At 57.5% G+C, this 12,881-nt stretch carries 14 protein-coding genes and 4 tRNA genes; 6 read left to right on the forward strand and 12 right to left on the reverse strand.

The annotated features are described in order from the left end of the window. Positions 1–79: 79 nt before the first annotated feature. The 5 genes from tig to LOY43_RS18000 form a co-directional block, all read right to left on the reverse strand. Positions 80–1,390 carry a trigger factor gene (gene tig, locus LOY43_RS17980; RefSeq protein WP_095050817.1) on the reverse strand — a complete coding sequence of 437 codons (1,311 nt, stop codon included), beginning with the start codon at positions 1,388–1,390 and terminating at the stop codon, positions 80–82. Between the two features lie 401 nt (positions 1,391–1,791). Next, positions 1,792–1,867 (reverse strand) — tRNA-His (locus LOY43_RS17985). 77 nt (positions 1,868–1,944) lie between these two features. Beyond that, positions 1,945–2,029 (reverse strand) — tRNA-Leu (locus LOY43_RS17990). A gap of 56 nt (positions 2,030–2,085) precedes the next feature. Next, positions 2,086–2,161: transfer RNA gene (locus LOY43_RS17995), tRNA-His, on the reverse strand. 32 nt (positions 2,162–2,193) lie between these two features. Further along, positions 2,194–2,270 (reverse strand) — tRNA-Arg (locus LOY43_RS18000). Positions 2,271–2,545: 275 nt separating this feature from the next. On the opposite strand from LOY43_RS18000, the gene folD reads away from it, so the two are divergent. Both folD and pbpG read left to right on the forward strand, forming a co-directional pair. Next, positions 2,546–3,400 (forward strand): bifunctional methylenetetrahydrofolate dehydrogenase/methenyltetrahydrofolate cyclohydrolase FolD, encoded by an 855-nt coding sequence (gene folD / locus LOY43_RS18005; RefSeq protein WP_038362797.1) that lies wholly within the window; start codon positions 2,546–2,548, stop codon positions 3,398–3,400. A gap of 230 nt (positions 3,401–3,630) precedes the next feature. Beyond that, on the forward strand, positions 3,631–4,569 hold the full coding sequence (pbpG, locus tag LOY43_RS18010; RefSeq protein ID WP_095050820.1) for a D-alanyl-D-alanine endopeptidase: 939 nt from the start codon (positions 3,631–3,633) through the stop codon (positions 4,567–4,569). A gap of 56 nt (positions 4,570–4,625) precedes the next feature. On the opposite strand, the gene LOY43_RS18015 is transcribed toward pbpG, so the two are convergent. The 3 genes from LOY43_RS18015 to LOY43_RS18025 all read right to left on the reverse strand — a co-directional run bounded on the left by LOY43_RS18015 (position 4,626) and on the right by LOY43_RS18025 (position 5,801). Then, positions 4,626–4,820, reverse strand: a complete 195-nt coding sequence (locus LOY43_RS18015) for a hypothetical protein (RefSeq protein WP_258708491.1) — start codon at positions 4,818–4,820, stop codon at positions 4,626–4,628. Positions 4,821–4,832: 12 nt separating this feature from the next. Next, the gene (locus LOY43_RS18020; protein WP_095050822.1) at positions 4,833–5,039 is read right to left on the reverse strand and encodes a DUF6021 family protein; all 207 of its coding nucleotides are present in this window, start codon (positions 5,037–5,039) and stop codon (positions 4,833–4,835) included. A gap of 90 nt (positions 5,040–5,129) precedes the next feature. Beyond that, positions 5,130–5,801 carry a peptidase C39 family protein gene (locus tag LOY43_RS18025; protein WP_095050823.1) on the reverse strand — a complete coding sequence of 224 codons (672 nt, stop codon included), beginning with the start codon at positions 5,799–5,801 and terminating at the stop codon, positions 5,130–5,132. Positions 5,802–6,035: 234 nt separating this feature from the next. On the opposite strand from LOY43_RS18025, the gene LOY43_RS18030 reads away from it, so the two are divergent. After that, positions 6,036–6,206 (forward strand): hypothetical protein, encoded by a 171-nt coding sequence (locus LOY43_RS18030; RefSeq protein WP_176471236.1) that lies wholly within the window; start codon positions 6,036–6,038, stop codon positions 6,204–6,206. A gap of 256 nt (positions 6,207–6,462) precedes the next feature. Here the strand turns inward: LOY43_RS18030 and LOY43_RS18035 are convergent, their stop codons facing one another. Together LOY43_RS18035 and LOY43_RS18040 are read right to left on the reverse strand one after the other, a co-directional pair. Continuing rightward, on the reverse strand, positions 6,463–7,212 hold the full coding sequence (locus LOY43_RS18035) for a TerC family protein (protein ID WP_007917342.1): 750 nt from the start codon (positions 7,210–7,212) through the stop codon (positions 6,463–6,465). Between the two features lie 29 nt (positions 7,213–7,241). Further along, positions 7,242–7,484, reverse strand: a complete 243-nt coding sequence (locus LOY43_RS18040) for a hypothetical protein (protein ID WP_095050825.1) — start codon at positions 7,482–7,484, stop codon at positions 7,242–7,244. A 133-nt stretch (positions 7,485–7,617) separates the two neighbouring features. Here LOY43_RS18040 and nhaR point away from each other — a divergent pair, with 133 nt between their 5' ends. Beyond that, on the forward strand, positions 7,618–8,517 hold the full coding sequence (gene nhaR, locus LOY43_RS18045; protein ID WP_095050826.1) for a transcriptional activator NhaR: 900 nt from the start codon (positions 7,618–7,620) through the stop codon (positions 8,515–8,517). Here the strand turns inward: nhaR and LOY43_RS18050 are convergent. Continuing rightward, complete coding sequence (locus LOY43_RS18050; RefSeq protein WP_102901657.1) at positions 8,512–9,675, reverse strand: MFS transporter; 1,164 nt, start codon at positions 9,673–9,675, stop codon at positions 8,512–8,514. The two genes, nhaR and LOY43_RS18050, sit on opposite strands and share 6 nt — an antisense overlap. A gap of 336 nt (positions 9,676–10,011) precedes the next feature. Between LOY43_RS18050 and sstT the strand changes: the two genes are divergently transcribed. Next, entirely contained in the window at positions 10,012–11,244 is a 1,233-nt protein-coding gene (gene sstT, locus LOY43_RS18055; protein WP_095050828.1) for a serine/threonine transporter SstT, read from the forward strand. A gap of 252 nt (positions 11,245–11,496) precedes the next feature. Here the strand turns inward: sstT and LOY43_RS18060 are convergent, their stop codons facing one another. Next, on the reverse strand, positions 11,497–12,006 hold the full coding sequence (locus LOY43_RS18060; RefSeq protein WP_093434020.1) for a DUF1993 family protein: 510 nt from the start codon (positions 12,004–12,006) through the stop codon (positions 11,497–11,499). Positions 12,007–12,131: 125 nt separating this feature from the next. On the opposite strand from LOY43_RS18060, the gene LOY43_RS18065 reads away from it, so the two are divergent. After that, entirely contained in the window at positions 12,132–12,779 is a 648-nt protein-coding gene (locus LOY43_RS18065) for a YceH family protein (protein ID WP_095124446.1), read from the forward strand. Positions 12,780–12,881: the final 102 nt, after the last annotated feature.

A 12,881-nucleotide genomic window follows, 5' to 3' on the forward strand; every position in this document is an offset into this window, starting at 1 on the left:
CCCAAATAGTTATGTCTTGAATACGCATAAGCCAGCTCGAGAGCTGGCTTATGGTGTGTACTTCTTAACGCGGAATCAATCAGTCGGCTTTTGGAGCTTCTACCGGCTTGACTGCTTCTTCGTAAGAGACCGCTTTGTCGGTCACACTAGCTTTCTGCAGAACAGTATCCACAACTTGCTCTTCCAGCACAACCGAACGCACTTCGTTCAGCTGCTGCTCGTTTTTGTAGTACCACGACACAACCTGCTCAGGCTCCTGGTAAGCGGAAGCCATTTCCTGAATCATTTCGCGAACGCGAGCTTCGTCAGGCTTCAGGTCGAATTGCTTGACCACTTCAGCAACGATCAGACCCAGCACGACGCGGCGCTTGGCTTGCTCTTCGAACAGCTCGGCCGGCAGTTGATCAGGCTTGATGTTGCCACCGAACTGCTGAACAGCCTGCACACGCAGACGGTCAACTTCGTTGGACAGCAGCGCCTTAGGCACTTCGATCGGGTTGGTGGCCAGCAGACCGTCCATTACCTGATTCTTGACCTTGGATTTGATCGCCTGACGCAGCTCACGCTCCATGTTCTTGCGAACTTCGGTGCGGAAACCGTCGATGCCGCTTTCCTTGATGCCGAATTGAGCGAAGAACTCTTCGTTCAGCTCTGGCAGCTTAGGCTCGGAAACAGTGTTGACAGTGACGGTGAACTCGGCGGTTTTGCCAGCCAGGTCCAGGTTCTGATAGTCCTCTGGGAAGGTCAGGTTCAGAACGCGCTCTTCGCCAGCTTTAGCGCCAACCAGACCTTCTTCGAAGCCCGGGATCATGCGGCCGGAACCCAGCACCAGTTGAGTGCCTTTGGCGGAACCGCCAGCGAACACTTCGCCGTCAACCTTGCCAACGAAATCGATGTTCAGCTGGTCTTCGTTCTGGGCAGCGCGATCGGCCACTTCAAAACGGGTGTTCTGCTTGCGCAGGATGTCGAGCATCTTGTCCAGGTCAGCGTCAGCTACGTCAGCGCTCAGGCGCTCAACGGTGATGCCGTCGAAACCGGCAACGGTGAACTCAGGGAACACTTCGAATACAGCAACGTATTCCAGGTCTTTGCCCGCTTCGAGCGACTTAGGCTCGATCGATGGCGAACCTGCCGGGTTCAGCTTCTGCTCAACCACAGCTTCGTAGAAGGAGGACTGGATCACGTCGCCTACGGCTTCCTGACGAGCATCAGCACCGAAACGGCGCTTGATTTCGCTCATTGGCACTTTGCCTGGACGGAAGCCAGCAATCTTGGCCTTTTGGGCAGTCTGCTGCAGACGCTTGTTGACCTGGCTCTCAATGCGCTCAGCCGGCACGGTGACGCTCATGCGGCGCTCAAGAGCAGTAGTATTTTCAACAGAAACTTGCATGGATATTCCTCGTTGCACAGACGTTAGCCGGCCGTTTCCGACCCCAGAATCAAGGGCATGCATTCTAGTGGGTCAAACTCAAGAAGTCACCCTACTGAAAACGGGTAAAAAAACAGCAGGCAATTTATAGGGATCGATGCACGGATGCAGCGCGTCCCACAGGCGAATACAACCAATCACGCCAGGGCTCTGCGCCAACCGCTTCTATATATAGAAGAGGCTGCCAATCAGTCCCTGACGGCCGAACCTGCAAGCAAGTCCGGCGAGCAGCACAGCATCATCGAGCAACATAAATACGACGAAGCGCCCTGCCCCTGCGCCCCGAAACCGGCAATCGCCGCTTTTCAGAACCGCTAAAACAAAAAGGCGCCAGACTGTTAAATCTGGCGCCTTTCGAAATATGGGGTGGACGATGGGGATCGAACCCACGACAACGGGAGTCACAATCCCGTGCTCTACCAACTGAGCTACGCCCACCATATTGCGTAACAAAAAAGCCAAACAACTTCTTTGTTGAAACCTCACCAGCCCGAAGACATGAATGAAGCTTTAATTGGTGCGGATGAAGAGACTCGAACTCTTACGCCTCGCGGCGCTGGAACCTAAATCCAGTGTGTCTACCAATTCCACCACATCCGCGATGAAGCTTTTAAAGCAAAGGCGCCAGACTGTTACATCTGGCGCCTTTCGAAATATGGGGTGGACGATGGGGATCGAACCCACGACAACGGGAGTCACAATCCCGTGCTCTACCAACTGAGCTACGCCCACCATATCGCGCTACTTGTGCCAAAGCTGCCTAATGGCGCACCCGGCAGGACTCGAACCTGCGACCATCCGCTTAGAAGGCGGATGCTCTATCCAGCTGAGCTACGGGCGCCTTATTAATCTGTACTCTTAAAGGACTACAAACTAAGTGCTTTCCAGTGTTGCAGAACCTTGATTCCGCTTCACCTTCTTAACCAGTGCTAGGCTGTGCCCGACAAGTGCGACGAATAGTATAGAGCGCTCCGAAGGTCGTCAAATCCTTTTTGAAAAAAATTCATTTAATTAAAGGAGTTAGAGGAATTTGCTGACCAAGCGCCTTTGCCCTCACCGCTCGACATGCGAGAATGCGTTCTCATTTTTTCCCCTCTCGATGGTTAATCACGCGCAATGACTGCACAACTAATCGACGGCAAATCGATCGCCGCCAGCCTGCGCCAGCAGATCGCCCAACGAGTTGCCGAGCGTCGCCAGCAAGGCCTGCGCACTCCCGGCCTCGCGGTGATCCTGGTCGGCAGCGATCCTGCCTCTCAGGTTTATGTCTCGCACAAGCGTAAAGACTGTGAAGAGGTTGGCTTCCTCTCTCAAGCCTACGACCTGCCCTCCGACACCACGCAAGACGCGCTGACCGATCTGATCGATCGCCTCAACGACGACCCTGCAATCGACGGCATCCTGCTTCAGCTGCCGCTGCCCGAGCACCTGGATGCCTCCAAATTGCTGGAGCGCATTCGCCCGGACAAAGACGTCGACGGCTTCCATCCTTATAACGTCGGCCGCCTGGCCCAGCGCATTCCGTTGCTGCGTCCCTGCACACCTAAAGGCATCATGACGCTGCTGGAAAGCACTGGCGCTGACCTTTATGGCATGGACGCAGTGGTCGTCGGCGCCTCCAACATCGTCGGTCGCCCGATGGCGATGGAGTTGTTGTTGGCCGGCTGCACCGTGACCGTGACTCACCGTTTCACCAAGGATCTGGCCGGCCACGTTGGTCGTGCCGATCTGGTGGTGGTGGCCGCCGGCAAGCCGGGCCTGGTCAAAGGCGAGTGGATCAAGGAAGGCGCGATCGTGATCGACGTCGGCATCAACCGTCAGGACGACGGCAAACTGGTCGGCGACGTCGTCTACGAAACCGCCCTGCCCCGCGCTGGCTGGATCACTCCAGTGCCGGGTGGCGTAGGTCCGATGACCCGCGCCTGCCTGCTGGAAAACACGCTCTACGCGGCAGAAACCCTGCACGCCTGAGTGGTACTTTCAGCACTAAGAAAAACCCGCCTCGTGCGGGTTTTTTCATGCCTGAGAAAAAACTGTAACCGTTCGCCGGAAACCCCTCTTTTTACAGGCCTTTTCACGAGTTTTTCAGGTCATTCAAACAACCATCGACAGATCTTCAGCCATACTCCTAGAATGCGACGCTTTGAAGAAATAACCCGTTACAAACTAACGGAATATCCAACCTTTATGAGTTCGCCCGCGTGAAAATTCGTCTTTCGATTCTGAGCCTGTTTTTTGCTTTTACAGGCACATTCATCACGCCAACGATCAACGCTGCGGAAACCACCGCTGCCCCACGTGACGCTTCGAGCCTGAAGATCGCCTCCGGCAGCGCACTGCTCATGGATATGCAGACCAACAAAGTCATCTACTCCAGCAACCCTGACGTGATCGTGCCGATCGCTTCTGTCAGCAAGCTCATGACTGGATTGGTAGTGGTTGAAGCCCGGCAGAACATGGACGAATGGATCAATGTCGATATCAGCAACACACCGGAAATGAGGGGTGTGTTCTCTCGAGTCAAACTCAAGAGTGAGCTGCCGCGTCGCGAGATGCTGCTGATCGCCTTGATGTCTTCGGAGAACCGCGCGGCCGCCAGCCTCGCTCACCACTATCCGGGAGGTTACGCGGCCTTTATCGCGGCCATGAACGCGAAAGCCAAGGCACTGGGCATGACCAGTACGCACTTTGTCGAACCGACAGGCCTGTCGGAGCGTAACGTTTCCACCGCCCGCGACCTGAGCAAGCTGCTGGTGGCCGCGCACAAGTACCCGCTCCTCAGCGAACTCACCACCACCAAGGAAAAGACCGTGTCTTTCCGCAAACCCAACTACACTCTGGGTTTCCGCAATACCGACCACCTGGTGAACAAGGCCGACTGGGACATCAAGATCACCAAAACCGGTTTCACCAATCCTGCCGGTCACTGCCTGGTGCTGGTGACGAAGATGGGTAACCGTCCGGTCGCGCTGGTCATTCTCGACGCCTTCGGCAAATACACCCACTTCGCCGATGCCAGCCGTATTCGCAGTTGGGTGGAAACCGGTAAGAGCGCCAACGTTCCTGCGGTGGCGCAACAATACAAGGCCGAGAAAAACCTTAAGTCACGCCAGAGCGGTGTGGTTGAAGCGTCCAAGTAACCCGAGCGCGCAAGAAAAAGCCCCGAATCCTCGGGGCTTTTTTTTTCGCCTGTGTTTCAGTCATTGGGCAGCGGCATCTTGTCGTCATCAGGAATGCCATCGCCTGCACTTGGATCCCGCGAATGTTCCGGCGTCATGACATTAGGTCGGGCCATCGGATCGCGCAGCGGGCTGTCCGGATCAATCTCCGGCTCCGGCGTCGTGGGCACGCTGTCCGGTTTTTGGTCATCGAAGCTTGAGTCAGTACTCATACGCACCTCGCATCAAGGTTTCAGATTGGCTAACGGGTCATAAGGTTTGGCCGGTGTCTTGTGGTCTTCACCGGGTTTCACGTCTTTCGGCGCCTTGGCCGGGCCAACCGGATCGACTTGCGGATCGTCGACGTCCGGCGAGTCCGGGTCGAAACCCAGATCATGACCCGACGAGTGCTCGGTCGAATGCGGCCCTTTCGGGGATGGGGAATCTGCCATGTTCGCCTCCTGATTCACCCGCAGAAAACGGGTTCTATTCGTAGGAGGCTTGCCGGGCGCAGTCGTGCCCGGCAAATGACGAACGGGAACTCAGTGGGCTGCCAGCGCCTTGCGCGCCTGCGCCGCTTCGTTTTCCTGACCGGCCTGGGCCAGTTCATCGGCTGCTTTGAGCCAGCGCTGACGGTCAACGGCTGCCGGGATCTGCGACGGTTTCTGGATCAGCACGGCCCAGCCACCGGATTTTTCCAGTGCCGACTCAAAGGAGCTGAAACTCATCAGTTCGCGACGGTTCATGCCGGCACGCAGCAAGACCTTCTGTTTGTTGCGGTCGTAACCGGACAGGATTGCGTAACGCGGCTCGGCCCAGAATGCTGCCCCCTCGCTGAAGCGCACCATCACCGGATAGCCTGCCGCCACTTGGGTCAACAGTGCGGGCAGGTTGCTGTCCAGCGGGTAAACCACCATGCCGTACTCGCGGGCGAGGTTTTGCAGGTTCCGTTGCAATTTGTCTTCGGCACCCGGCAAGTGCAGAGGTTTCTCGAGCAACCCCGGAGTGATCACGATGCCCTGCTGCGACAACAGGCTGGCCAACACTTGCGGGCCGCTCTGATTGGCTTCGCCGCGATAGAACGTGCCACTGAGTTCGACCCGCTCCGGCAGACGCTTGACCTCAGGCGCCACAGTACCTGCACATCCGGCCAACACGGCCGCACAACCCGCCACCACTAGCGCCGCACGAATTCGAGAAAATACCTGCACCATCATCACTCTCTGTTCAGACGCCGGTCATCGTGTTCCGGCAACGCCTGCGATCATAGGGCCGCGCCCGGCTGCGGTATAGCCTTAAGCGGCAGACCCATCGATTGCATAGAGCAAACTGATTGGTCGCAATCGACCTTTGGTCAATAGTCTGAAACACCCCATTGTCTAGACTGTCACTGAAACAGAGCGAATTGAAAAAGTGTGGGCCCGATGCAGGGCGAAGAGGAGGCACTGATGAGCCTGACCATGACCATCGTAATGTTGATTGCCGGCTGGCTGGCCGTGGCCGCTGCCATGTTGTGGGGGGTGCTGCGGGTTTCGCGGCGCCATCATCACCATCCGGTTCAGCCTGCTGCGGTTGAGAAAGCCGAGAAGCACCGAGTGCGTCACGCGGCCGCACATTGAAATTGAACAGCAAAGGCAAAAGCCCCTCACCCTAGCCCTCTCCCCGAGGGAGAGGGGACTGATCGAGTTGTTTTCTCGAGTTACACCGACCTGAAATATCGAGCCGAACTAAAGACTAAAACACTCCACAAATCGGCTCCCTCTCCCTCGGGAGAGGGCTGGGGTGAGGGGCTGGCTCTATTCCACACTGAAAATCTCGAATCGAAAAAAAGCCGCCTGACCTCAAAGAGTTCAGGCGGCTTTTCACTTTCAGCGGTTACGCCTGCTCAGCCAGCTTCTTCTGCCTAGCCCTGCGCGACATCATGTTCAGCACTTCAATCGCTGCCGAGAACGCCATCGCTGCATACACGTAACCTTTCGGTACGTGGGCGCCGAAGCCTTCGGCGATCAGCGTCATGCCGATCATGATCAGGAAGCCCAGAGCCAGCATCACCACCGTCGGGTTGTCGTTGATGAACTTGGCTAGCGGTTCAGCAGCAAACAGCATCACCAGCACCGACACCACCACCGCGATGATCATGATCGGCAAGTGTTCGGTCATACCGACCGCAGTAATGATGCTGTCGATCGAGAACACCATGTCGAGCATCAGGATCTGGCCGATAGCCGCGGCAAAACCCAAAGTGACTGTCGAGGTCGCCGACTTCGGATCTTCCGGCGCCGGGTCCATGCTGTGATGGATCTCGGTCGTAGCCTTCCAGACCAGGAACAGACCACCGGCAATCAGGATCATGTCCTTCCAGGAGAAGGCCTGGCCCAGGATCTCGATCACAGGTGCGGTCAACTGCACGATGAAGGCGATGGTGCTCAACAGTGCCAGACGCAGGATCAACGCCATGCCGATACCGATACGGCGTGCTTTCTGCTGGTACTGCTTGGGCAATTTGTTGGTCAGGATCGAGATAAAGATCAAGTTATCGATGCCGAGCACGATTTCCATCACCACCAATGTGGCCAAAGCAACCCAAGCGGTGGGGCTGGCGGCGAGCTGTAACAGATATTCCATGGGTCAGTCCTGACTCTGTGTAAGACGAATTAGATGGTCTTGGAGGAAGATTCGGAGTTTTCCGCGTCTTTTTCCGGTGTTTCTTTTTTCTCGATCAACCCGCCGGTGGCATCACTGAGTGCCTGCTCAGCGGCTTTATGGGTGTCGTCAATCGCTTGCTTGGCGCTTTCGGCCGCTTTGCCCATCAGTTGCTGGGCGCTTTTCTCGGCCTGATCGCAACCGGCCATAAGCAGTAAAGACGTAAACATCAATGCTGGGATTGTGTATTTCATAAGGTTTCCTTCGAATGAACAGACAGGCTCACAGACCGGCCGTCGATGGGTGGGCATTCTAGGGAGACAAACACTTCAGGAAAATTCGTATTTTTAGCGGCTATACTTCGGTTTTCACGAAGTGATGACACTCATGCTCAACTACCGCCAACTGCATTACTTCTGGGTTGTGGCCAAGACCGGCAGCATCGTGCGCGCCTGCGAGCAACTGAACCTGACGCCACAGACCATCAGCGGGCAGATATCACTGCTCGAACAGACGTATGGCATCGAGTTATTCAGACGCGTCGGCCGGCAACTCGAATTGACCGAAGCCGGGCGACAAGCCCTGCCCTACGCCGAGCAGATGTTCCAGCTCGGCGGCGAACTGGAACTGATGCTGCGTGCCCAGCCCAACGAGCAGCAGATCCTATTCCGCGTCGGCGTGGCTGACGTGGTGCCTAAATCAATTGTCTATCGCCTGATCGCGCCAACCATGGAGCTGAACGAGCCTCTGCGCATTACCTGTCGCGAAGACAAACTCGAACGTTTGCTCGCCGATCTGGCGATCCAGCGCCTGGATCTGGTGATCTCCGACAGCCCGATGCCCTCGCACCTCGACATCAAGGGCTACAGCCAGAAGCTCGGTGAGTGCGGAATCAGTTTCTTCGCCACCCCGGAACTGGCAGCCAGATACGGTCAGGATTTCCCGCGCAGCCTGCACGGTGCGCCTCTGTTGATTCCCGGACCGGAAACCGTGGTGCGCAGCCGCTTGCAGCGCTGGTTTGCCGAGCAGCAGATCCAGCCGCAAATCGTCGGCGAGTTTGATGACAGTGCGTTGATGCAGGCGTTCGGCCAATCCGGCAGCGGGATTTTTATCGGTCCAAGCGTGATTGCCGATGAAGTGAAGCGCCAGTGCGGCGTCGAGCTGATTGGCCAGACCGACGCAGTGACCGAGTCGTTCTATGCCATCTCGGTAGAGCGCAAGGTCAAGCACCCCGGCATCGTTGCGATTACCGAAGGTGCCCGACGCGAGCTGTTTACTGCGTTATGAAGCCTCGGCGCACATTTCGCGCGGCTTGAGCGTCATCAGCACCATGGCGAGGAACACCGACAGCAAAATGAACCCGGCGGCGGCAAACCCGAGGAAGCCCAGACCCGCGCTGTCGATCACCCGGCCACCGACGATGGCGCCCAGGCCGATCCCCAGATTGGCCCCGGCGATATTCAACGAAGCAGCAAACGCTGGCGCTTCCGGCGCGGCTTTCATCAGGCGCACATGGCTGACCAGGAACAACGCAGCCTGAGTCACGCCCCAGATCCCCATCGCCACCGCCAGCCCCAGCGGCGAATGAATGTTCGGTACCAGCGAGACCATGCCGGCAATCATGAACGCACAGAACAACACCGACGCCCCCAGCGGATGGCGATCCACCGCACGACCGCCCAGGGAGTTGCCGATCAGACCGACCGCACCGAAAGCCATCAGGCACCAACCGACCACGGTGCCGTTGAACCCGGCGAGGCGCTCAAGAATGTCGGCCAGATACGTGTAAGCGGTAAACATGCCGCTGAACACCAGGATCGACAGCACGATGTGGCCGATCATCAACGGGCTGCGCAGAATCTTGAACTGCGAGCGGAAGCTGACCTGATGTTGGTGCAGGCTGGTTTTCGGCAGATAAACAAACAGCAACAAGGCTTTGGCAAAAGCGATCACCGCCAGAATGCCAAAGGCACTGCGCCAGCCGAACGCATCGGAAATCAACGTGCCAACCGGGATGCCGAACACCGTGGCGCAGACAATGCCGAAACCGATCTTGGCGATCGCGCGGCCGGCGAAATCCGGGCCGACGATGTCCACTGCGGTCTCACTGGCCAAGGCCCAGAACACCGGCAGACCGAGCGCCGGGATCAACCGGGCAATCGCCATCACCCAGATGTTCGGCGCCAGCGCCGCCACGGTATTGGCCAGGCCAAACATGATCAAGATGCTGATAAACAGCTTGCGCCGCTCGAAACGGGCGAAATACGCGGTCAGGAAAGGCCCGAACATCGCCACGGTAAAAGCGAATAAAGTCACCAGCAACCCGGCCTGCGGGATGGTGACTTCGAGGTCTCGGGCAATCGCCGGCAACAGGCCGACGATGACGAATTCCGTGGTCAGCACCGTGAACCCGGCGGCAGACAACAGAAGAATGGGCAACAGCATGCGCAACTCCAGCAAAACGACGACACCAGCGTTGACCCGAAGGCCCGCTGGCGAAATTTGAAAATAAGGATGTGCAATCTTAACAGAGTGTGTCCGGGCTGACTTGCACAAACCTGCCGACTTTGTTGCCTGATCCGGTGGCAGATCGTCACATGCCTGAAGGATAAGGCCTACGCTGTGATAAAGTCCGCGCCCTGAAAAACGTACAACCTGCTCAACGACCGGTTTATTGGCGTTGATGTCGCGTCAACACTTTCGGTTCGTGGCGGTGGTCTGCCCCTGTTTTGCCATCGCTTTACGCAACCTTGCACCCTATAAAAAATCAGAGATGCCGCTATGACCGCTTCATCCCCTTCTCTACTGCAACGCCTCAAGAACCTCAGCCTGGTCACGCAGATCCTCATCGGCCTGATCGCCGGTATTGCCCTGGCGCTGTTTGCCCCGGAAGCGGCGAAAGGCACGGCGTTCATCGGCAAAGTGTTTGTTTCAGCGTTGAAAGCCGTCGCACCGATTCTGGTGTTCGTGCTGGTGATGGCCTCGATTGCCAACCACAAGCACGGCCAGGAAACCCATATCCGCCCGATCCTGTTCCTCTATCTGCTGGGCACTTTTGCGGCGGCGGTCGTGGCCGTGGTTGCGAGCATGGCGTTCCCATCGCACCTTGTGCTGTCGACCGACAACGTTTCGGTGACGGCGCCGGGCGGTATCGGCGAAGTGCTGCAAAGCCTGTTGTTGAGCGTGGTCGATAATCCGGTCAGCGCACTGATGAACGCCAACTTCATTGGCATCCTGGCGTGGGCGATCGGCATGGGCATCGCGATTCGTCATGCCGGCGACACCACCCGTGAAGTGCTGGGTGATCTGTCCAATGGCGTGACGGTGATCGTGCGCGTGGTGATTCGCTTCGCCCCGCTGGGCATTTTCGGTCTGGTGGCATCGACACTGGCCACCTCCGGTTTCGGTGCGCTGATCGGTTACGCGCACCTGCTGGCCGTGCTGCTCGGCTGCATGCTGTTCGTGGCACTGGTGATGAACCCGCTGATCGTGTTCTGGAAACTGCGTCGCAACCCGTATCCGCTGACTCTCAAATGCCTGCGTGAAAGTGGCATCACCGCATTCTTCACCCGCAGCTCGGCGGCAAACATTCCGGTCAATCTGGAATTGAGCAAGCGTCTGGGTCTGCATGAAGACACCTATTCGGTGTCGATCCCGCTGGGCGCGACCATCAACATGGCCGGTGCAGCGATCACCATCACCGTGCTGACCCTGGCGGCCGTGCATACGCTGGGTATTGCCGTGGATATTCCGACGGCGATTCTGCTCAGCGTTGTCGCCGCCATTTGCGCCTGTGGCGCGTCGGGCGTGGCGGGTGGTTCGTTGCTGTTGATTCCGCTGGCGTGCAGCCTGTTCGGTATTCCAAGCGAAATCGCCATGCAAGTGGTGGCAGTCGGTTTCATAATCGGGGTGCTGCAGGATTCGGCAGAGACGGCGCTGAACTCGTCGACTGATGTGCTGTTTACCGCTGCGGCGTGCCTGGGTGAGGAAGCAAAAGCCCAACGTACGGCGTAACAGACGCTGTAATGAAAAGCCCGCCATGGTGTGAACCTTGGCGGGCTTTTTTGTGGCTGAGATCTTTTCCCCCTCACCCCAACCCTCTCCCCCCAAGGGGGCGAGGGGGAAAGGGGGCAGACCGAGTGCTGCTCAAACCTGAGTTCGACTCGATAGATCAGGTCGACGTATCTAGAACAAACAACTCGGTCAGTCCCCTCTCCCTCTGGGAGAGAGCTAGGCGGGCGGCGTTCCGATGAGGGCTTTGACGTTTTAGAACGCGCCCATGTAATCACGCTTGCCCACTTCAACCCCGTTATGACGCAGCAGCGCATAGGTGGTAGTGACGTGGAAGAAGAACTGCGGCAGACCGTAAGTCAGCAGGTAAGCCTGACCACTGAAGCGCTTCTCTTTCGGCGTACCCGGACGAGTAACGATTTCGATGCCTTCCTTGCCATTGATCTGCTCTGGCTTGATCTCGCCAATGTAGGCCAGCACCTTGGCAATCAGGGCTTGCAGCTCGGCGAAGGTGGTTTCGGTATCGTCGTACTTAGGCACTTCGACTTCAGCCAGACGCGAGGAAACACCTTTGGCGAAGTCCACGGCGATCTGCACCTGGCGGGTCAGCGGGAACATGTCCGGGTACAGACGGGCCTGCAGGAAAGCGTTCGGATCGATGTTTTTCTCGGTGGCGTGGGCTTCAGCCTTTTTCAGGACATCGCTCAGGGCGTTGAGCATTTGTTGAAAAACCGGGACGGATGCGGCGTACAGGGAAATGGTCATGGCAGTCTCGTGTGGTGGCTGGGTGGAACAAGGAGGCGATTATAGCCATGCTTGATGACCACACGGCTTGCCTTTTGTTTGGCAAGGATTAGGCTAGGCGCCTTCGACTGCAGAGGGAACGCGCGATGACCACAGAGACAGAATCCAGCTTCGACGAACCACGGCTCAACGCAACGGAAATCCGTATTCTCGGCTCGCTGATCGAGAAACAGGCAACCAGCCCGGAAACCTATCCGCTGACTCTCAATGCGCTGGTGTTGGCCTGCAATCAGAAAACCAGCCGCGAACCGGTGATGAACCTGAGCCAGGGTCAGGTCGGCCAGAGTTTGCGGGCGCTGGAAGGTCGCGGTTTCGCCAGGCTGGTGATGGGCAGTCGCGCCGACCGCTGGGAACACAAAGTCGACAAGGCGCTGGAACTGGTGCCAGCGCAGGTGATTCTTAGCGGACTGATGTTTCTGCGCGGCCCGCAAACCGTCAATGAACTGCTGACCCGCAGCGGGCGCATGCATGATTTCGAAGACGCAGAACAGGTTGTGCATCAGCTTGAGCGATTGATTGCGCGGGGGCTGGCGGTGTTGATTCCGCGTCAGGCCGGGCAGCGCGAAGACCGTTATACCCATGCGTTGGGTGATCCGGCGGATAGCGAGGCAATTATGGCAGCGCGGCAAAGTCCGCAGGATCGCGGTGCAAGCAGTGGCGTTTCGGTTGAGCGTATCGAAGAGCTAGAAGCGCGAATCGCAGCGCTGGAAGAACGCCTGGCCCGCCTCGAATAATCACACAAAACCAATGTAGGAGTGAGCCTGCTCGCGATAGCGGTGTGTCAGTCACATCATTTTTGGATGACTCACCGCTATCGCGAGCAGGCTGACTCCTAC

This window comes from Pseudomonas sp. B21-041, from assembly GCF_024748675.1.
GTDB classification, from domain to species: domain Bacteria; phylum Pseudomonadota; class Gammaproteobacteria; order Pseudomonadales; family Pseudomonadaceae; genus Aquipseudomonas; species Aquipseudomonas neuropathica.